Here is a 19,515-nt window from a genome sequence, read left to right on the forward strand (position 1 = left end):
GGAACAACCGCGCCGACTCTGCACCCTCCCGTCCCGCTACGTCCGGGACTTTGCCAATTCCTCGGTGTTACTTACCGATTGGCGCCTGGCCGGCCGGGCCGCCGGACGCCGTGGCGGCGGCCGGGGCCTGATCGGGCGCGTTCTCGGGGTGGTGGCAGGCCACCTGATGGCCGGTCCGCAGCGCGACCAGCGGCGGCTCGGTGGTGGTGCACACCTCGGTCGCCTTCCAGCAGCGGGTACGGAACCGGCAGCCGGACGGCGGGTTGATCGGCGAGGGCACATCGCCCTTGAGCAGGATCCGGTCGCGCTGGGTGCGCCGCTTGGGATCGGGCACCGGTACGGCGGACAGCAGCGCCTTGGTGTACGGGTGCATCGGCGTCTCGTAGAGCGCCTTGCGGTCCGCCAACTCCACGATCTTGCCGAGGTACATCACCGCGATCCGGTCCGACACATGCCGGATGACCGAGAGGTCATGGGCGATGATGACGTACGTCAGGCCCAGCTCCTCCTGCAGGTCGTCCATGAGGTTGACGACCTGGGCCTGGATCGACACGTCCAGCGCGGAGACCGGCTCGTCGGCGACCACCAGCTTGGGCTTGAGCGCCAGCGCACGGGCGATGCCGATGCGCTGCCGCTGGCCGCCGGAGAACTCGTGCGGATAGCGGTTGTAGTGCTCCGGGCTCAGGCCCACCAGCTCCAGCAGCCGCTGCACCTCCTTCTTCACCCCGCCCTCGGGCTCGACGCCCTGGAGGCGGAAGGGGGTGGAGACGATCCCGCCGATGGTGTGCCGCGGGTTCAGCGAACCGTACGGATCCTGGAAGATCATCTGCACGTCGCGGCGCATCGGCCGCAGCCGGCCCTGGGACAGATGGGTGATGTCCTGGCCCTGGAACTCGATGGAGCCGCCGGTCGGTTCGTCGAGCCGGGTGATCAGCCGGCCCATCGTCGACTTGCCGCAGCCGGACTCGCCGACGACGCCGAGCGTCTCCCCGGGCCGGACGTCGAAGTCGATGCCGTCGACCGCCTGCACCGCGCCGACCTGCCGCTTGAGCAGGCCCTTGGTGATCGGGAAGTGCCGGACCAGACCGCGGACCTTGAGCAGCGGCTCGGCGTCGGAAGGGGCGTCGGCGGAGGTCTCCGCCCCCTTCTGGAGCGGGATCTTCTTGTTCTGGTCGTCAGTCGTCTCGGTCACAGCTTCGGCGCAATCTCTTCGGTCCAGATACGCTCCCGCTCCTCCTGCGACATATGGCAGGCGGAGGAGTGCCCGCCGCCTGCCTCGCGCAGCTCAGGGCGGACCGTACGGGTGAGGTTGTCCTTCGGCACGTCCGCATACGGGCAGCGGGGGTTGAAGGCACAGCCGGACGGGACGTTGATCAGGCTGGGCGGGGAGCCCTTGACCGGGATCAGCCGGTCCGTCTGGTCACGGTCGATGCGCGGCATGGACCCGAGCAGACCCCAGGTGTAGGGGTGCTGGGGCTCGTAGAAGACCTTCTCGGCCGGGCCGCGCTCGACACACCGTCCGCCGTACATCACCAGCAGGTCGTCGGCGAGCTCGGCGACCACCCCGAGGTCGTGGGTGATGATGATGACCGCCGAGCCGAACTCCTTCTGCAGATCGCGGATCAGGTCCAGGATCTGCGCCTGGACGGTGACGTCCAGTGCGGTGGTCGGCTCGTCCGCGATCAGCAGCTCGGGGTTGTTGACCAGCGCCATCGCGATCATGGCGCGCTGGCGCATACCGCCGGAGAACTGGTGCGGATGGTCGTCGACCCGCTTGTCGGGCTGCGGGATGCCGACCCGGTCGAGCATCTCGACGGCCCGCTTGCGCGCGGTCTTCTTGTCCACGTCGTTGTGGACGCGGTAGGCCTCCATGATCTGGTTGCCGACCGAGTAGAAGGGGTGCAGCGCGGACAGCGGGTCCTGGAAGATCATCGCCATCTCGCGGCCGCGCAGCCGGCGTACCTCGTCCGGATCGGCGGAGACCAGCTCCTTGCCGTCCAGCCAGATCTCGCCGGACATGTCGACCTTGCTGCGCTGCTGGCGGGAGGCGCGGTGCAGACCCATCACGGCGAGCGAGGTGACGGACTTGCCGGAGCCGGACTCGCCGACGATGCCGAGCGTCTTGCCCTTCTCCAGGCGGAAGTTCAGGCCGTCGACGGACTTCACGAGCCCGTCGTCGGTACGGAAGTGCACCTTCAGGTCCTTCACCTGGAGGAAGGGAGCCGTCCGCGGCGCCTCCCCGTCGGTGGCCACGGCGGACCCGGCCGCCGCGGTCTCGGTCTTGTCCTCGGAGGAGTCGGTCACGAGAGCCTCACCCGCGGGTCGACGGCGGCGTACAGAACGTCCACCACCAGATTGCACATGACGATGAAGAACGCGGCGAGCAAAGTGACGCCGAGAATGTTCGGCAGGTCGTTGGCGGTGATCGACTGGACCGCGAAGGCACCGACTCCCTGGAGGGAGAAGACCTGTTCGGTGATCAGCGCACCACCGAGCAGCAGGCCCAGGTCCATGCCGAAGACCGTGATGATCGGGGTGAGCGCGGCACGCAGACCGTGCCGGACGACCACCTTGCGCTCGCGCAGACCCTTGGCGCGGGCCGTACGGATGTAGTCCTCACTCAGCGTCTCCAGCATGCCCGCCCGGGTGAGCCGGGCGTAGAGCGCGGAGTAGAGGAAGGACAGGGTGACCCAGGGCAGGACCAGGGTCCGGGCCCACAGGAACGGATCCTCCAGCAGCGGTACGTAGTCGCTGCGTTCGAAGATCGGCCACTGGTAGGTGAACAGGGCCAGCGCCAGGGCGCCGGTGAAGAACATGGGGAGGGAGACACCGGCCAGTGCGACGCCCATCGCCATCCGGTCGAAGAGCGAGCCGGGGCGCAGCGCGGAGAGCACGCCGGTGGCGACACCGGAGACGACCCACAGCACGGCCGCACCGGCAGCCAGCGAGAGGGTCACCGGGAGCCGGGACTGGATCTCCGGCCAGACCTCGATATGCGTCTTGAAGGAGTAACCGAAGCACGGCACATGGCACTTGGCCGCTTCCGGACCGAATTTGTAGTCGACGCCGACGAAAATGCCCTTGAGGAAGTCCCAGTACTGCTCGTACACGGGCTTGTCCAGGCCGAGATTCTTCTTCACCGCGGCGATGTCCGCGGGCGTGGGGGCCTTTCCGATGTACTGCTGGGCAAGCTGGTCGGTGCTCTGCCCGGCCAGCTTCGGCAGCAGGAAGAAGATGCCGAAGGTGACCGCGCTGACGATCAGCAGCAGCACCACTGCGCTGATCAACCTGCGGATGATGTACGAGAACACGGGGATGCGGCGTCGGCGCCGCGGGCCGGCCGGAACCGGCCCGCGGACACCAATGCCTTCACCTGCCTTCCAGGGCTGCTACTTCTTGACGCCGATGTTGAGGTAGTCGTACTGACCGCTGAAGGCCGAGGTGGACACCAGGTTGGTGGCCTTGGGCGAGCGGTACATCAGGACCTTGAAGTAGGTGAGCGGAACGATCGCCGCCTGCTCCATCGTCTTCTTGTCGATCTCGGCGTACGCCTTCTCGCGGGCCGCCTTGTCGGTGTTGGCGATGGCGCTTTCGAGCAGCTTGTTGATCTCCGGGTCGTCCAGCTCCGACAGGTTGGTGTTACCGGACTGGCTGATCGCCTTGCCGTTGAGGATCTGCTGGAGGTAGCCGTAGCCGGTCGGGAAGTCCGAGCCCCACTGCATCATGATCATGCCGACGTTGTTCTTCTTGTTGAACTTCGGCACACCGGCGTAGTCCGAGAAGTACTTGCTGGTCGGGTAGGACTGGATCTTGGCGGTGACACCGATCTTCTTGAGCGAGTCGATGACCGTGGTGGCCGCGTCGACCTCGTCCTGGCGGTCGTTGCGGGCCAGGATCGTGGTCGTGGTCTTGCCGGCGCCGCACTTGGCCCAGTGCTTCTTGGCCTCGGTCAGATCCAGCTTGTCGCCGTCGTACTTCTGCGGGTACAGGTCGTACTTCTGGTAGCCGTCGATGTCGGTCGGCAGGACCGTGGAGGCCAGCTCACCGCGTATCGGGCCGCCGAGCGAGGTCTGTACGGCCTTCTTGTCGATGGCGTACTCGACGGCCTTACGGCACTCGATGTTGTCGAACGGCTTCACCTTGGTGTTGAGCGCCGTGTAGACCAGCCGCTGACCGAGGGTGTTGTCGGTGTTGGCCTTCTCCTTGGGGTCGGTCAGGAGCTGGGCCTGCGTCTGCCCGTCGACACCACGGCCGGCCAGGTCCACCAGGGTGTTGCCGGACTTGAGGTCCTTGTCGATCGTCGACTGGGCGACCTTCAGGTTCAGGACGATCTTGTCCGGCAGCTGCTTGCGCAGCGGGTCGGTCTTCGCCGACCAGTGCGGGTTGCGGACCAGGGTGAGCTTCTTGCCCTCCTGGTAGCTCTCGAACTTGTACGAGCCGGTGGACAGCACGGACTTGGTGTAGTCGGCGCCCTTGTCCTTGGCCTGCGGGACCGGAGCGGTCTGCGGGGCGCTCACCAGGTAGTCGAACTCGGCGAACGGCTTCTTCAGGTGGAAGACGACCGTCTGCTCGTCCGGGGTCTCGATGGACTTCAGGCCGGCCTTGCTCTTGTCCTTGTAGGGACCCTTGTAGCCGCCCTCGTTGTCCTTGAGGAACTGCTGGAAGTAGTTCGGGCCCAGCGAGAGGGTGTCACGCGCGAAGTTGCTGCGCTCGACGGCGTACTTGACGTCCTGCGAGGTGACCTCGGAGCCGTCGTCGTACTTGACGCCCTTGCGGATCTTGTACGTCCAGGTCTTGCCGCCGTCGCTGGGCTTGCCCATCGACTCGGCGAGGTCCGGGACCAGTTCGTTGCCCTTGGTGCCGGGGCCCGGCTTGAAGGTGGTGAGCGGGCGCGCGTAGAGCCGGCTGAAGTTGTAGATGAAGGCGTAGTACGTGTTGCCCGGGTCGAACGACTCGGGGGCGTCACTGATCGCGTAGGTGACCGTGCCGCCCTTCTCGTCCGAGGCGTTGACGATGCCCTTGGTGGCGGCGTTCGCCTCGCCCGAGCCTTCCGAGGAGCCCTTGCCCCCGCTGCAGCCGGCCAGCAAAAGGCCCGCACTGGTGATGGCCGCGACAGCCGCGACCGGAACTGACCTTCGCATGATGGTCGGTGTCCCCTTCGTTCGTCGAGCAACGGCGTTACTCGATGCGTCGAAACTTCAGAACTGCGAAAACGCTGGTGAGACTTCTGAGCGGGTGCCAGGCACGGCCGTCAGCGGCTGCGCGGGTCCAGCGCGTCCCTCAGACCGTCACCGAGCAGGTTGAACGCCAGCACGGTGACGAAGATCGCGAGGCCGGGAACGATCATGTATTGAGGGTCGACCTCGTAGTACTTGACCGCCTGGTTGAGCATGCCGCCCCAGGACGCCTGGGGCGGTTGGATACCGACGCCCAGGAAGCTCAGCGCCGCCTCGAAGAGGATGTTGGAGGGGATCAGCAGCGTCGAGTAGACGATGATCGGACCCACCAGGTTGGGCAGCAGCTCCCGGAAGAGGATGAACGGCCCGCGCGCTCCCATGCCGCGGGCGGCGTCCACGAATTCCCGCTCGCGCAGCGACAGCGTCTGCGCGCGCACGATCCGCCCCATGTACGGCCAGTTGAAGAAGCCGATCACGAAGATCAGCACCGAGATGTGCAGCGGCAGACCCTCCAGACCAAAGGCGCCGCCCTGCAGCGAGGCGGAGATCGCGATGGCGAACAGCAGCAGCGGGAAGGCCAGGAAGACATCCATCATCCGGCTGATGAAGGCGTCCACCCGCCCGCGGTAGAAACCGGCGACCACACCGAGGACGGTGCCGATGGCGACCGACAGCAGGGTCGCGCCGAACGCCACGATCAGCGACACCCAGGAGCCCTCCAGGATCCGGGCGAGCAGATCGCGGCCGAACTTCGGGTCCACACCCAGGGGGTGGTCCCCGCTCATGCCGCCGAAGTCTCCCTTGGGGAGCGTGGTGTTGGGGTCGATCAGCGACTGGTTGGGGCTGTTGGGGTCCAGCCCCAGCAGCGACTGGAGGGGGCGGGAGAGCGCGGCGATGGCGATGAGCAGGATGACAACGATGGCACCGGCCACCGCAACCTTGTCCCGCCGGAAGCGCAGCCAGGCGATCTGACCGAGCGAGCGCCCCTCGATCCGCTTTCCTTCCACGCCTTTCAGCACCGCTTCCGGCTGCGCCTCAGCAGCTGCTCCGGTGGTCTCGATCGGTGCGGTCACGGTGCCTTTGACCCCTCTCGGCCGACGGTGGCCGGCCCATGCCCGCCGCGGTAGCGGCCTGATTCACATCACTGGTGCAAGTCCTGCAGGCATCGCGGAAGTTCGCGTATATGGAATTTCGAAAGGTGCGCGCGACGCCGTTCCGGGATGACGCTCGTACAAAGGGCCGAGGCCCTCTGCTGCCGGAGTTTCCATCCGATTCGCGATCAGTCACCAGCCCTGAAGGGGAAAGGATGCGTAACTGTGATGTGATCCGCGGCATTCCGTTATACGGACAAGAGTTCGGGCTGAGCGGAGTGCATACCCGTGGGAAAGGGGCTCAACTGCGGTGCGCTCGGGGTGAATGCACCCCGAGCGCGGCGGCGGAGCGGCGCCGTCCGGCGTCAGTAGGGACGCGGGTAGCCGTAGCCGTAGGAGGGCGCGGGGGCCGGCGGCTGGACATAGCCGTCACGGTCGAAGAAGGGGCGCGTGGAGGCCCGCATCCACATGCCGACCGGGTCGTACTCGTCGTTCATCGCGACCGTGGAGACGGGCAGACCGTCCGGGACCGCGCCGATCGACTGCTGGATCATCAACCGCACCGAATCCACCGCTTGTTGGCCGGTGTCGTACAGATCCAGACCGATCGCCAGATACGGGGCACCGAGCGCGGGCTGGACCCAGGCCCGGCGCAGCGACCGTACGGCGGGCGTCCGATGGGCGTTCTGGGCGAGGAGCGCGTAGAACTGCGGGATGTCGATGACCGGTTCCGAGATCCGCAGCGGCCCGGCGGGCAGCCGGTCGAGGCCGCCGGCGATACGGCGCAGGTCCAGCCAGGGGATGCCGACACCGCCACCGGGAGCATGCGGATTCAGCCACAGGCCCCAGCGGTCGGGGAAGAGCGCGGCGGCGATCTCGGTGCCGGTGACGACCTCGTGGTCGCGGTTCCAGCCGGAGGCGGCGAGCTCGGGCGCCGAGGTCACACACGGCGCATAGCCGAGGCCCTCGACCTCCATGTTTCCGTACTGCGCATCGGGCATACCGGCCCGGCCGTGCCAGAGCAACATCCAGACCTGGCCCGCGGCGAGCGCGTGCAGCAGTGCCTCATAGGCGTCGTAACGGCCTGGCGAGACCTGCTGCAGCAGCTGCTCCAGCTGTCCGGCCGCCGCCGGCCCCTGATGCGCACCCGCGCTCACGTGGTCCGTCCCTTCTCTCAGCAGGGCACGTGTGGGTGCGCCCGCCTGTCATCCAACCAGCTTAGGGCTTGCCCTACGAGTGGTCCCGAGAGTAGAAGGGGCGCACACGCTCCAGCATCCAGTCGGCGACCGGGTCACCCTGGGCGAGGTCGAGCATGACGAGCTGTACGGGCCAGGGCAGCGGTACTGCGCCGAGCGCACGTCCGAGGGCTGACAGTACCCTCTCGCGCGCGGTGCCGTCCCGCAGCGCCGTGGCGTCCGCCGCGACCTGAACACCGACGAACAGTGCGGGCGTGTCGCCCTCGACGCTGGCCAGGGCACGCCGGGCAGTCAGGACAATTCCGGCGCCGGAGAACTCCAGCCCGGCGGAGGCCAGGAAGTCCACCGGCTCGTCCTGCCAGTCCGGCTCGAAGAGCCGCACCCGGCCGCCGCTCGGCAGCCCGTCGAACTCCTGATGTCCGTGATGCCGCTCCCGGCACAGTTCGGCCACCGCGGGCGGCGGCAGCGGGACGCCGACCGTTCCGTCGGGGTTGACCGCGATACCGATCTGCGGCGGCAGCCCGCGGGCGAACTCCCGGGCAGGGGCGACGGTGAAGGACATGTGCGAGCCGATCACCCGCAGGAACTCCTGCTCGGAGCTGTAGACCGGGACATAGGGCGCGCCGTCGAGCTCGACGGTGGGCAGGTCGAGGCCGCGGGCGCCGAAGCCCGCGCTCTCCGGGCCGCCGCCGCTGGGCAGCGGCACCCACAGCCGGCTGCGGCCGAGGACCTCGACGATCCGGCCGCCGGCACCCGGGTGCCCGACCGACGCGGACAGCACCTCTTCGAGCTCGTTCGCCGGCCACGCCAGCTGCGGTATCCCCTGCTCCGGAAATGTCATGTGCACCCACCCGTTCCAAACCGCGCCATCTGGCCAAAGACCCTAAACGAGAAGGCGCTCGGCGCGGCGTGCGGGGGCGTGCCCGGCGACGCACGGGGCGGTGTCCTAGTGAAAGCTGACCGTCTCCAGGGCGCTCGCCGCACGCCGGTCGAGGAGGACGGCCGAGCAGAAGCCCTTCGGCAGCCGGGCCGACTCCGCGGCGCCGACCAGCCGGCCCACCGCCCTGCGGTGCCGTGCGAAGGCGTACCCCGACACCCCGCGGCCCCGTGACTCCTGGCCGGAAAGCGCCACCTCGGGTGCCACATCGAGCAGCACCAGATGCGCCCCGCGGCCGCCGCGCAGCGCCGAGCGCGCGATCCAGCGGCGCACCCACGCCAGCGTCCCGCAGTCGTGCACCACCACACTGTCGCCGGAGCGCAGCGCACGGCCCAGGGTCAGATAGTGGGCGGCCCGGACCAGCGGGCGGTAGAGGCCGTACGGCAGCCGGTGCAGTCTGCCGCGCTCCCAGCGCGCGCGGACGTCCTGGGAGTCGATGCGGTGCACCACGGCGCCGTGCCCGTCCAGCGGCGGTACGACGCGGTGCATGAGGGTGCTCTTGCCGCTGCCCGGCAGCCCGGAGACCACGACCAGGTCACCGGCCGGAAACCGCAGCTCGGCGGCGTCCGGCGGCCGTCCGTCGCTCCGCAGGTCCACGACCTCGGTGCGGCGCCCCGGCCGGATGACGGGCCGCGGCGCACGGCCGGCCCGGGACATGGCGGCGGACGGCGCCGTCCGCACGGCGTCCGGGGGCACGACCCCTGAAGTCGCCCCGAATGCCGCTTCGCTGTGCACCGTGATCGCCCTCCCCGTCCGTTCTGGTCCGGTTCGAGTCCGTCCCCTACCCGCAGAGTGTCAAGAAAAGGTAATGCCCATCAAGGCGATTGTCCGATCTGCCCACGTCGTGGGCGGGGCGACGACGGGGGCTCCTTTTCTGGCGATCCCGTGCAATGATGTGGCCGCCACGTGCACACCAGAGCTCATCCGTGCACCGCCAACTGCATACCGGCCGCTTGAACCCGTGCGGGAGAGTCCCCGGCCGCCATGGCGGGGCGCCGAAGGAGCAAGTCCTCCCTTGAATCTCTCAGGCCCCTATACCGCGCGGGCGAGGCAGATCTGAAAAGCGAGCCACTGCCCGGCCTACGGGGCGGCTCCACCCAAGGTGCAAACCGGGTCCGTTCGCGGGATCCCGGTGAACCTCTCAGGTTCCGATGACAGATGGGGAGAACGTCTTGTCACCCCTGCCTGGGAGCCCAGAACCATGACTGATGCCCCCCGTCGCACCGCGCTGGATGCCACCCATCGCGCGCTCGGCGCGACCATGACCGACTTCGCCGGCTGGGACATGCCGCTGCGCTACAGCAGCGAGCGCGACGAGCATGTCGCCGTCCGTACCCGCGCCGGCCTCTTCGACCTCTCCCACATGGGCGAGATCACCGTCACCGGCCCGCAGGCCGCCGACCTCCTCGACTACGCGCTGGTCGGCAACATCGGCGGCGTCAAGACGGGCCGCGCCCGCTACACCATGATCTGCGAGGCCGAGGGCGGCATCCTCGACGACCTGATCGTCTACCGTCTCGCCGACCAGGAGTACATGGTCGTCGCCAACGCCTCCAACGCCCAGGTGGTGCTGGACGCGCTCACCGCGCGGGCGGGCGGCTTCGACGCCGCGATCCGCGACGACCGGGACGCCTACGCGCTGCTCGCGGTGCAGGGCCCGGAGTCCCCCGGCATCCTCAAGGCGCTGACGGACGCCGATCTGGACGGTCTCAAGTACTACGCCGGGCTGCCCGGCACGGTCGCCGGTGTGCAGGCGCTGATCGCCCGTACCGGCTACACCGGCGAGGACGGCTTCGAGCTGTTCGTCCGGCCGGCGGACGCGGTCGCCCTCTGGGAGGCCCTGAACGAGGCGGGCAAGGACGCCGGTCTGGTGCCCTGCGGGCTCTCCTGCCGGGACACCCTGCGCCTGGAGGCGGGCATGCCGCTCTACGGGCACGAGCTCACCACCGCGACGACGCCGTTCGACGCGGGCCTGGGCCGGGTCGTGAAGTTCGAGAAGACCTCCAACAACGGGGACTTCGTGGGCCGTGAGGCCCTGACCGCGGCCGCCGAGCGGGCCGAGACCCGGCCGCCGCGCAAGCTGGTCGGTCTGGTCGCCCAGGGCCGCCGGGTGCCGCGTGCCGGATACCCGGTGGTCACGGCCGACGGCACGGTCATCGGCGAGGTCACCTCCGGGGCTCCGTCCCCCACGCTCGGCAAGCCGATCGCCATCGCCTATGTCGACGCGGCCTACGCCACACCGGGCACCGAGGGTGTCTGCGTGGACATCCGTGGAAGCCATGAGCCGTACGAGGTCACCGCTCTGCCGTTCTACAAGCGGCAGAAGTAGCGGTTCCCCCGCGGCAGTCACGGCGGCGCGCGCCCGCGCGTCTCACTGCGCAAGACCCCATTCACGATCACACCCTCGCGTACAGGAGAATCGAGCCATGAGCAACCCCCAGCAGCTGCGCTACAGCAAGGAGCACGAGTGGCTGTCGGGCGCCGAGGACGGCGCCTCGACGGTCGGCATCACCGAGCACGCGGCCAACGCGCTCGGCGACGTCGTCTTCGTGCAGCTCCCTGAGGTCGGCTCCACGGTCGCGGCGGGCGAGACCTGCGGCGAGCTGGAGTCGACGAAGTCGGTCAGCGATCTCTACTCGCCCGTCGACGGTGAGATCACCGAGATCAACGAGGATGTCGTCAATGACCCCTCGCTGGTGAACTCCGCCCCGTTCGAGGGTGGTTGGCTGTTCAAGGTGAAGATCAGCGGCGAGCCGGGCGAACTGCTCTCGGCCGACGAGTACGCCGCCTTCATCCAGAGCTGAGCCCCGGCTCTCCCCGTTTCCGGCCTCGCCCGGACGGGGGACCTCCGACCCGCCACCGCCCGAGGGGAAGCTCCCCCGGATTCCGTCCCGGGGGACCCTCGCGCCCCTGACTCCCCAGGAAGACTCATGTCGATTCTCAACAGCTCCCTCCATGAGCTCGACCCCGACGTCGCCGCCGCCGTCGACGCCGAGCTCCACCGCCAGCAGTCCACCCTCGAAATGATCGCGTCGGAGAACTTCGCCCCGCTCGCCGTCATGGAGGCCCAGGGCTCCGTCCTCACCAACAAGTACGCCGAGGGCTACCCCGGCCGCCGCTACTACGGCGGCTGCGAGCACGTCGACGTCGTCGAGCAGATCGCCATCGACCGCATCAAGGCCCTCTTCGGCGCCGAGGCCGCCAACGTCCAGCCGCACTCCGGCGCGCAGGCCAACGCCGCGGCCATGTTCGCGCTGATCAAGCCGGGCGACACCATCCTGGGTCTCAACCTCGCCCACGGCGGGCACCTGACCCACGGCATGAAGATCAACTTCTCCGGCAAGCTCTACAACGTGGTGCCCTACCACGTCGACGAGAAGACCAACCTCGTCGACATGGAGGAGGTCGAGCGCCTCGCCAAGGAGCACCGCCCCAAGCTGATCGTGGCCGGCTGGTCCGCCTACCCGCGCCAGCTCGACTTCGCCGCCTTCCGCCGCATCGCGGACGAGGTCGGCGCCTACCTCATGGTCGACATGGCGCACTTCGCCGGCCTGGTGGCGGCGGGTCTGCACCCCTCCCCCGTGCCGCACGCCCACGTGGTCACCACCACGACGCACAAGACCCTCGGCGGCCCCCGCGGCGGTGTGATCCTCTCCACCCAGGAGCTCGCCAAGAAGATCAACTCGGCGGTCTTCCCGGGTCAGCAGGGCGGCCCGCTGGAGCACGTCATCGCGGCCAAGGCGGTCTCCTTCAAGGTCGCCGCCTCCGAGGACTTCAAGGAGCGCCAGCAGCGCACCCTGGACGGCGCCCGCATCCTGGCCGAGCGCCTCGTGCGGGACGACGTCAGGCAGCACGGCGTCTCGGTCCTGTCCGGCGGCACCGACGTCCACCTCGTCCTGGTCGACCTGCGCGACTCCGAGCTGGACGGCCAGCAGGCCGAGGACCGCCTCCACGAGGTCGGCATCACCGTCAACCGCAACGCCATCCCGAACGACCCGCGCCCGCCGATGGTCACCTCCGGCCTGCGCATCGGCACCCCGGCCCTGGCCACCCGCGGCTTCCAGGCCGAGGACTTCCGCGAGGTCGCCGACATCATCGCCGAGGCCCTCAAGCCCAGCTACGACACCGACGCCCTCAAGGCCCGGGTCACCGCGCTCGCGGACAAGTTCCCGCTCTACTCGTCGCTGTGACGCGTCTCATGCAGTGAGATCCCGGACCGTCCGCGGAGGGCGGTCCGGGAGTGAACGGGCCGTGAGCCCGGGGCCGTTGGCCCCGGGCTCGTGGTCTGCGGGGGCCGGTGCGCGCCGGTGCTCCGGCAGCGCAGTGACATTCCCGTCAATGAGCCGAAATAAGGTGTCGGCGGCACACGTCAACGGCCCTTCGGCAGCGAGGGGGCATGCGGCACCAGCAGGACGGACGACACTTTCCATGGACATGAGCGCCGGCGAGCGCAAGGGGCTCAGCCTCTTCGCCCTCATCATGATCGGCATAGGCTCGATCTTCGGCTCCGGATGGCTCTTCGGAGCCGGCTCCGCCGCCCAGGTGGCAGGCCCCGCGGCGCTGGTCGCCTGGGTGATCGGTGTCGTCTTCATCGGCATGATCGCGATGTCGTACGCGGAGGTCGGCTCGGCCTATCCGATCCCCGGCGGGATGGCCCGCTACGGGCATCTCTCGCACGGCCCGGTCCTCGGCTTCCTCACCGGCTGGGCGGTGTGGATCGCGACCGCCTCGCTGATCCCGATCGAGTCGATCGCGGCCACCCAGTACATGACGTCCTGGAGCTTCGACTGGGCCAAGGGCCTGGTCGATCCGGCCACCCACCAGCTGACCCTCTCCGGCACGGCGGTGGCGCTGGTCCTGACCCTCGCGCTCTGGCTGACCTGCTTCTGGTCGGTCCAGCTGCTGGCCCGCGCCAACACCGTGCTCACCCTGGTCAAGTTCGCCATCCCGGTGCTGGCGGTGCTCGCCCTGATCGGGTCCGGCTTCCACACCTCGAACTTCACCGCCCACGGCGGCTTCGCCCCGTACGGCTGGCCGGCCGTGCTCACCGCCGTCACCACCTGCGGGGTGGTCTTCGCCTTCAACGGGTTCCAGGCCGTGGTCAACCTCGGCGGGGCCGCCAAGAACCCGGGCCGGGCCATCCCGCTCGCCCTGGTCGGCGCGCTCACGCTGGGCCTGGTGATCTATCTGGCGCTGCAGGTCGCGTACCTCGGCTCGGTGCCGCCGGAGCTGCTGGAGCGGTCCGGCGGCTGGCAGGGCGTGAACCTCAACTCGCCGTTCGCCGATCTGGCGGGCCTGCTGATGCTGCACTGGGTGGTCACCATGCTGCAGTTCGGCGCGTTCATCTCGCCGGCCGGGTCCAACATCGCCAATGTCGCCTCGGCCGCGTACATGGTCACCAACCTCGCCGAGACCGGCTTCTTCCCCCGGAAGCTGGCGGCCGTGCACCCCCGTTACGGCACCGCCCGCCCCGCGATGTGGCTCAACCTCGGCTTCTCCGTCCTGCTGCTGCTCACCGTCGGCCGCAGCTGGCACGCGCTGGCCGGTGTGGTGTCGGCGGCCATGGTCATCTCGTATCTGATCGGCCCGGTCGCGGTGGGGGTGCTGCGGCGGACCCGCCCGGACCTGCCCCGCCCCTTCCGGCTGCCGGCCGCCGGGGTGCTGTGCCCGGTCACCTTCGCCTTCGCCGCCTGCGCGCTGTACTGGTCGAAGTGGCCGGAGACCGGAAAGATCACCGTGCTGACGCTGGTGGCCGTGCCGGTCGCGGCGCTGGTGCTGTGGCGCCGGGGCGAGCTCGCAAAGGGCGGCGCGGCGTCCGGCAGGGGCGGGCGCGCGGCGAGCCTGCTGCGGCAGTTCGCTCCGGCCTGGTGGATGATCCTCTTCCTGGTGTGGACGGCCACGGTGTCCGCGCTGGGCGGCCGGGAGTTCGGCGGCCGGGGCCTCCTCCCGGGCGAGCTGGGCACCGCTGTGATCGCGGTCACCGCCCCGCTCTTCTACTTCTGGGCGGTGCGCTCCGGGGTCAGGGCCCACGAACGGGGCCTGACCGGCAGCCTGTCCCCCGCCGACACCACCCCGGCACCCACTGTTACCGCCGACGACGGACACCGGATGGTTTCCGTCTGAGGGCACCGCACCGGGTCCGCGTTACGCTCGAAAACCGGCGCAAAATCTCCCCTCACCCCCCAGCTCCACCGTCCACCACGAGCAGACAAGGGAGTCCGCCCCCGTGGCCATCTCCGTCTTCGACCTCTTCTCCATCGGCATCGGCCCCTCCAGCTCCCACACGGTCGGCCCGATGCGCGCCGCCCGGATGTTCGTCGGACGCCTCAAGAAGGACGGCCTGCTCTCCGGGACGGTCCGCGTCCGCGCCGAACTCTTCGGCTCGCTCGGCGCCACCGGCCACGGCCACGGCACCCCCAAGGCCGTGCTCCTCGGCCTGGAGGGCCACTCCCCCCGGACCGTCGACGTCGAATCCGCCGACGGCGAGGTCGAGCGCATCCGCTCCACCAAGCGGCTGCGGCTGCTGGGCGCCGAAATAGGAAGCGCCCACGAGATCGACTTCGATGAAGCCGGCGAGCTGATCCTCCACCGCCGCCGCGCGCTGCCGTACCACGCCAACGGCATGACGCTCTTCGCGTACGACGCGGCGGGCACCCCCCTGCTGGAGAAGACGTACTACTCGGTGGGCGGCGGCTTCGTCGTCGACGAGGACGCCGTCGCCGGCGAGAACCCGATCGTGCCCGACGACACCGTCCTGACCCACCCCTTCCGCACCGGCGACGAGCTGCTGCGGCTGGCCCAGGACACCGGCCTGTCCATCTCCGCCCTCATGCTGGAGAACGAGAAGGCCTGGCGCACCGAGGACGAGATCCGCACCGGGCTGCTGGAGATCTGGCAGGTCATGCAGGCCTGTGTGAGCCGCGGTACGAGCCGCGAAGGCATCCTGCCCGGCGGTCTGAAGGTCCGGCGGCGGGCCGCCCACTCCGCCCGCCAGCTGCGCTCCGAGGGTGATGCGGCCGCCCGCGCCATGGAGTGGACCACCCTCTACGCGATGGCCGTGAACGAGGAGAACGCGGCCGGGGACCGGGTGGTGACCGCCCCGACCAACGGCGCGGCCGGCATCATCCCCGCCGTCCTGCACTACTACATCAACTTCGTGCCCGGTGCCGACGAGGACGGGGTCGTGCGCTTCCTGCTCGCGGCCGGCGCCATCGGCATGCTCTTCAAGGAGAACGCCTCCATCTCCGGCGCCGAGGTCGGCTGCCAGGGCGAGGTCGGCTCGGCCTGCTCGATGGCCGCCGGCGGCCTCGCCGAGGTCCTCGGCGGCTCCCCCGAGCAGGTGGAGAACGCCGCCGAGATCGGCATGGAGCACAACCTCGGCCTGACCTGCGACCCCGTCGGCGGCCTCGTCCAGATCCCCTGCATCGAGCGCAACGGCATGGCCGCCGTCAAGGCCGTCACCGCCGCCCGTATGGCACTGCGCGGCGACGGCCGCCACCACGTCTCCCTCGACAAGGTCATCAAGACCATGAAGGACACCGGCGCCGACATGAGCGTCAAGTACAAGGAGACGGCTCGCGGCGGGCTCGCGGTCAACATCATCGAATGCTGAGGAGCTGACGGGCCGAGGCGCGGTCGTCGACGATCCGCCGGCCCGGCAGTCGGGATCGGGGCGCCGTGTGGACACGGCGCCCCGACGCGTACCCGGGTGCTATCTGCCGATCTCCCAGGCGAAGGGCGGCAGTTCACGGGCCCGGGAGTAGACGTCCAGGGCCTGGGGCGCGGGGACGAAGGGGTGCACACGGGCGCCTTCGAGGCCGGCCAGCAGGCGGGCGCAGTGGTGGACACAGCCGGCGGACTCGATCGCTCCGCCGTCCCGGCGCCCAGGACAGTGCTGCTCGGCGCGGGGCGTCCATGCCGCCTTGGGGAAGACCTGGACCGATCGTCAGCTCTTCATGGGAATGTGCGCCGCGGGGGCGCCTACGGGCCGGTCAGGAGCGGCCCGGACGGCGGAGGGCGAACGGCTCCAGGAGCAGCGCGAGGGCGAGCAGTCCGGCCGCCAGGAACCAGCCGCCGAGGACATCGCCGGGCCAGTGGACGCCCAGGTGGACGCGGGTGAGGCCGACTCCGGCGGCCCAGAGGGCGAGCACCACGCACCAGGTGCGGGCCAGGGCGGGGCGGGCGCGCCGGGCGATGCCCCAGGCCAGGATTCCGGCCGCCAGCACCGAGGTGGTGGCGTGGCCGGAGGGGAACGCGTATCCGGAGGCGGGCCCGGTCCAGTCTCCGGCCGGCGGGCGGGGGCGGGCGAGCAGCTCCATCAGGCCGTAGCGGATCGCCTGGCCGGCAGCGAGGACGACGACCGCGCAGCACACCGCGCGCAGCCGGCCGCGCGCCCGCTCACCGGCCAGCAGCCCGGCGAGGACCGCCATCAGATACGGCACCGGGCCGCTGCCGGTGGCGGTCAGGGCCCCGGCCATGGAGCGTGCCGGCTCCCCCCGGTGCGCGCCGGACCAGCGGACGGCGGACTGTTCGGCGGGGAGCGGGGCGCCGTTGCGGAGGGACACGGTCAGGGCCGTGGCGGCGAAGAGCGCCGCGCAGACCGCGGCGAAGATGAGCAGCGCGGCGGTGCCGGGGCGTGGGCGCGTCCCGGGGCCCGGGACCGGCTCCGGCCCTGGCTCTTCCGCCGCCGGCCCCGGTTCCGGCCCGGACGCCGTCACCGCGCGGCCGCCAGGGGGCGGGTGGCAGGGAGCCGGGCGGCGGCCGCAAAGCGGGCGAGTGGGGTGGCCAGCCGGGCGGCCGGGGCGAGGCCGCCGTCGGTCCGGTGGGCGGGGGGCAGGGAGCCGGCACCGAGCCCGTCCACGGCCTGGAAAGCGCCCGTCACCTGCGCATATGCGGCGGCTGCTGCCATGTCGGCGGGCCCTTCCATAATGGGTTGCAGGCCTGCCCTGAGGCCGCCCGACCGACTACAGTCACGTAGACGGTCTACGGCACTGTAGACGACGAACAGGTGGAGGGCGTGCCATGCCGGAGACATCACCCGTGCAGCGGCGCCCGTCCGGTGAGCTGGAAGCGAGTGTGCTCGCGGCGCTCTGGGCGGCCGAGGGTCCGCTGAGCCCGGCCGAGGTGCAGAGCACGCTGGGCAGGCGGCTCGCGCGCACCACCGTCACCACGATCCTCACCCGGCTGCACCACAAGGGGGCGGTGTCCCGCTCCCGGGCCGGCCGCGGGTTCGTGTACTCGCCCATACAGGACTCCGCGGGGCTGACCGCCCGGCGGATGCGCAGTGAGCTCGACAAGCAGGACGACCGCGGCGCCGCGCTCGCCCGCTTCGTCTCCCAACTGTCCAGCGAGGACGAGCAGTTGCTGCGGAGCCTCCTGGAGGGGGCGGGGGACCGCGCCTCCGAGGGGCCGCAGACCGGCCCGCAGCCCGGTGCCGGGTCCGCCCCATGATCCTGGTCCCGTAGGGGGTCCGACCGGCGCGGCGCCTCGCCCCCCGGCGGCGTACCGCGCCGTGGTCGTGATCCGCAGACCGCAGACCGCAGACCGCAGGGGGGCGCCCCCTAGGAACCGAGCCCGCTCTCCGCATGTGCCCCGCCGGGCCCCGTGCTGCTCCCCGTCCCCGTTCCGGTGCCGACCGTGAAGCCCAGGGTGGCGCCCCCTCCGGGGCGGTGGGTGGCGAAGGCATGGCCGCCGTGGGCGGTGGCGATCTCGCGGACGATGGCCAGGCCCAGGCCGGAGCCGGGCAGGCCACGGGCGGCCGCGGCGCGGTAGAAGCGGTCGAAGACCCGGGTGAGATCGGCGTCCGCGATGCCGGGGCCGCGGTCGAGGACCTCGACCCGGGCGCCGGTGACCACGACCTCGATCGGCTCCGTGCCACCCGCGTCGAACTTGGCGGCGTTCTCCAGCAGATTGGTGAGCGCACGGTGCAGCGCGGCGGGCCGGCCCTCGACCACCGCCGGGCGCACGGTCCGTACGGTGATCTCGCGGCCGGTGCGGCGGCGGGCCGAGGCGGCCGCCTTCTCCGCGGACTCGGCCAGGCCCACCTCGGCAAGCGGATCGTCATCGCGCTGTCCGGCGGCCAGGTCCACCAGCTCATTGACCAGATCGCTGAGTTCACGGGCCTCGCCCGCCAGATCGGCCAGCAACTCCTCGCGGGCGTCCGACGGCAGTTCGTCGAACCGCTTCAGCAGCGAGATGTTCGTACGGAGCGAGGTCAGCGGGGTGCGCAGCTCGTGGCCGGCGTCCTGGACGAGGCGCTGCTGGTCCTGGACGGCACTGGCCAGCCGGCCGAGCATGTCGTCGAAGGCCCGCCCGAGCCGGGCGACCTCGTCGCGCCCGGCCACCGGGACCGGGACGTCCAGCCGCCCGTGCTCCGCCACGCTCTCGGCGACCGCGGTCAGCCGCACCAGCCGGCCGGTGATCCGGCGCGCCAGCCACCAGCCGCCCGCTCCGGCCAGCGCGATCACCGCGGCGGCCAGCAGGGCGGTGCGCTGCTGGAGCGCGGAGAGCAGGTCCTCGGTCTCGCTGAACTTCTGGGCGACCTGGACCGCCCCGCGGCCGCCGCCGAGCGCGACGGTCGCGACGTGGTACTCCTCGTCGCCGATGTCCGCCTCCCGCTCCGCGTGCTCGCCGGCCCGTTCGTCGTCGGCGATCCGGCGCTCCGCGGAACCGGCCGGGAGCACCGGGCGCCCCCGCTCCACGATCCGGCCGCCGGGCCCCAGGATCTGCACCTCGGTACGGCTGGGCCGGGTGAGGTCGTCGCGCGGCCCGTCGTGGTCGGGGTCGGCGGTCGCGTAGTCCGCGGGCGCGAACGGCTTCTCCTGGACCTGGATCCGCAGATCCCGTACGACCTGCGAGAACACCGACTTCTCATCGACCCGGACCAGCCGGGCCGCCGCGTCGTAGCTGAGGAACCCGACGAGGACGGTCACCGCCGCGGCCCCGGCGGCGAACGCCACCGCGAAGGCGGTGCGCAGACTGGCGGGCCTACGGGTGCGCAGCCAGGCCGCCGACCCACCGCGCCGCCAGGAACGCAGCCAGGCCCGGTGCCGGACCCACAACCGCCGGCACCCGGCGCGGGGCCCGGTCCCGGCACGGTCGCGGGGGCCGGACAT

At 70.6% G+C, this 19,515-nt stretch carries 17 protein-coding genes and 1 riboswitch; of the genes, 6 read left to right on the top strand and 11 right to left on the bottom strand.

Translation table 11 applies throughout. From position 1 onward, the window contains the following. Positions 1-67: 67 nt before the first annotated feature. The 8 genes from SLV14N_RS11800 to SLV14N_RS11835 form a co-directional block, all read right to left on the bottom strand. Complete coding sequence (locus SLV14N_RS11800; protein WP_263273108.1) at positions 68-1,159, bottom strand: ABC transporter ATP-binding protein; 1,092 nt, start codon at positions 1,157-1,159, stop codon at positions 68-70. Positions 1,160-1,188: 29 nt separating this feature from the next. Next, entirely contained in the window at positions 1,189-2,253 is a 1,065-nt protein-coding gene (locus tag SLV14N_RS11805; protein ID WP_263273110.1) for an ABC transporter ATP-binding protein, read from the bottom strand. A gap of 47 nt (positions 2,254-2,300) precedes the next feature. Continuing rightward, positions 2,301-3,311 carry an ABC transporter permease gene (locus SLV14N_RS11810; RefSeq protein WP_026169219.1) on the bottom strand — a complete coding sequence of 337 codons (1,011 nt, stop codon included), beginning with the start codon at positions 3,309-3,311 and terminating at the stop codon, positions 2,301-2,303. Positions 3,312-3,389: 78 nt separating this feature from the next. Continuing rightward, positions 3,390-5,141, bottom strand: a complete 1,752-nt coding sequence (locus SLV14N_RS11815) for an ABC transporter substrate-binding protein (RefSeq protein ID WP_208680892.1) — start codon at positions 5,139-5,141, stop codon at positions 3,390-3,392. A 110-nt stretch (positions 5,142-5,251) separates the two neighbouring features. Continuing rightward, positions 5,252-6,250, bottom strand: coding sequence for an ABC transporter permease (locus tag SLV14N_RS11820; protein ID WP_026169221.1), 999 nt, complete (start codon positions 6,248-6,250; stop codon positions 5,252-5,254). Between the two features lie 383 nt (positions 6,251-6,633). Next, positions 6,634-7,425: an enhanced serine sensitivity protein SseB C-terminal domain-containing protein gene (locus SLV14N_RS11825; protein WP_127153127.1), complete on the bottom strand. Its 792-nt coding sequence runs from the start codon at positions 7,423-7,425 to the stop codon at positions 6,634-6,636. 73 nt (positions 7,426-7,498) lie between these two features. After that, positions 7,499-8,305, bottom strand: coding sequence for an enhanced serine sensitivity protein SseB (locus SLV14N_RS11830; protein ID WP_263269279.1), 807 nt, complete (start codon positions 8,303-8,305; stop codon positions 7,499-7,501). 105 nt (positions 8,306-8,410) lie between these two features. After that, entirely contained in the window at positions 8,411-9,058 is a 648-nt protein-coding gene (locus SLV14N_RS11835) for an AAA family ATPase (RefSeq protein ID WP_263273111.1), read from the bottom strand. A 297-nt stretch (positions 9,059-9,355) separates the two neighbouring features. After that, positions 9,356-9,451: riboswitch (glycine riboswitch) on the top strand. 151 nt (positions 9,452-9,602) lie between these two features. Between SLV14N_RS11835 and gcvT the strand changes: the two genes are divergently transcribed. The 5 genes from gcvT (at position 9,603) to SLV14N_RS11860 (ending at position 16,013) form a co-directional block, all read left to right on the top strand. Next, positions 9,603-10,730: a glycine cleavage system aminomethyltransferase GcvT gene (gene gcvT / locus SLV14N_RS11840; protein WP_208680894.1), complete on the top strand. Its 1,128-nt coding sequence runs from the start codon at positions 9,603-9,605 to the stop codon at positions 10,728-10,730. A gap of 97 nt (positions 10,731-10,827) precedes the next feature. Continuing rightward, complete coding sequence (gene gcvH, locus SLV14N_RS11845; protein ID WP_018087286.1) at positions 10,828-11,205, top strand: glycine cleavage system protein GcvH; 378 nt, start codon at positions 10,828-10,830, stop codon at positions 11,203-11,205. 126 nt (positions 11,206-11,331) lie between these two features. Next, the gene (gene glyA, locus SLV14N_RS11850; RefSeq protein ID WP_208680896.1) at positions 11,332-12,591 is read left to right on the top strand and encodes a serine hydroxymethyltransferase; all 1,260 of its coding nucleotides are present in this window, start codon (positions 11,332-11,334) and stop codon (positions 12,589-12,591) included. Between the two features lie 238 nt (positions 12,592-12,829). Beyond that, complete coding sequence (locus SLV14N_RS11855; RefSeq protein ID WP_208680897.1) at positions 12,830-14,524, top strand: APC family permease; 1,695 nt, start codon at positions 12,830-12,832, stop codon at positions 14,522-14,524. Positions 14,525-14,627: 103 nt separating this feature from the next. Next, a complete protein-coding gene (locus SLV14N_RS11860; RefSeq protein ID WP_263269280.1) occupies positions 14,628-16,013 on the top strand; it encodes an L-serine ammonia-lyase in 1,386 nt (461 codons plus the stop codon). 379 nt (positions 16,014-16,392) lie between these two features. Here the strand turns inward: SLV14N_RS11860 and SLV14N_RS11865 are convergent, their stop codons facing one another. Both SLV14N_RS11865 and SLV14N_RS11870 read right to left on the bottom strand, forming a co-directional pair. Then, positions 16,393-17,118: a phosphatase PAP2 family protein gene (locus SLV14N_RS11865; RefSeq protein WP_263269281.1), complete on the bottom strand. Its 726-nt coding sequence runs from the start codon at positions 17,116-17,118 to the stop codon at positions 16,393-16,395. After that, the gene (locus SLV14N_RS11870; RefSeq protein ID WP_263269282.1) at positions 17,115-17,309 is read right to left on the bottom strand and encodes a hypothetical protein; all 195 of its coding nucleotides are present in this window, start codon (positions 17,307-17,309) and stop codon (positions 17,115-17,117) included. Before SLV14N_RS11870 ends, SLV14N_RS11865 begins: the two co-directional genes overlap by 4 nt. Positions 17,310-17,422: 113 nt before the next feature. On the opposite strand from SLV14N_RS11870, the gene SLV14N_RS11875 reads away from it, so the two are divergent. Next, the gene (locus tag SLV14N_RS11875; RefSeq protein WP_263269283.1) at positions 17,423-17,851 is read left to right on the top strand and encodes a BlaI/MecI/CopY family transcriptional regulator; all 429 of its coding nucleotides are present in this window, start codon (positions 17,423-17,425) and stop codon (positions 17,849-17,851) included. A 110-nt stretch (positions 17,852-17,961) separates the two neighbouring features. Here the strand turns inward: SLV14N_RS11875 and SLV14N_RS11880 are convergent, their stop codons facing one another. Then, positions 17,962-19,515: a HAMP domain-containing sensor histidine kinase gene (locus SLV14N_RS11880; protein WP_208680901.1), complete on the bottom strand. Its 1,554-nt coding sequence runs from the start codon at positions 19,513-19,515 to the stop codon at positions 17,962-17,964.

Origin of the sequence: Streptomyces sp. Je 1-4 4N24, assembly GCF_026239515.1 — a bacterium.
Lineage (GTDB): Bacteria > Actinomycetota > Actinomycetes > Streptomycetales > Streptomycetaceae > Streptomyces > Streptomyces nigrescens.

What these genes read in the sequence shown, in the direction of transcription:
- gcvH (WP_018087286.1), top strand. Translation starts at nt 10,828, where the DNA reads ATGAGCAACCCCCAGCAGCTGCGCTACAGCAAGGAGCACGAGTGGCTG.
- SLV14N_RS11835 (WP_263273111.1), bottom strand. Translation starts at nt 9,058, where the DNA reads ATGTCCCGGGCCGGCCGTGCGCCGCGGCCCGTCATCCGGCCGGGGCGC.
- glyA (WP_208680896.1), top strand. Translation starts at nt 11,332, where the DNA reads ATGTCGATTCTCAACAGCTCCCTCCATGAGCTCGACCCCGACGTCGCC.
- SLV14N_RS11830 (WP_263269279.1), bottom strand. Translation starts at nt 8,305, where the DNA reads ATGACATTTCCGGAGCAGGGGATACCGCAGCTGGCGTGGCCGGCGAAC.
- SLV14N_RS11880 (WP_208680901.1), bottom strand. Translation starts at nt 19,515, where the DNA reads ATGTCCGGCCCCCGCGACCGTGCCGGGACCGGGCCCCGCGCCGGGTGC.
- SLV14N_RS11855 (WP_208680897.1), top strand. Translation starts at nt 12,830, where the DNA reads ATGGACATGAGCGCCGGCGAGCGCAAGGGGCTCAGCCTCTTCGCCCTC.
- SLV14N_RS11870 (WP_263269282.1), bottom strand. Translation starts at nt 17,309, where the DNA reads ATGGCAGCAGCCGCCGCATATGCGCAGGTGACGGGCGCTTTCCAGGCC.
- gcvT (WP_208680894.1), top strand. Translation starts at nt 9,603, where the DNA reads ATGACTGATGCCCCCCGTCGCACCGCGCTGGATGCCACCCATCGCGCG.
- SLV14N_RS11875 (WP_263269283.1), top strand. Translation starts at nt 17,423, where the DNA reads ATGCCGGAGACATCACCCGTGCAGCGGCGCCCGTCCGGTGAGCTGGAA.
- SLV14N_RS11815 (WP_208680892.1), bottom strand. Translation starts at nt 5,141, where the DNA reads ATGCGAAGGTCAGTTCCGGTCGCGGCTGTCGCGGCCATCACCAGTGCG.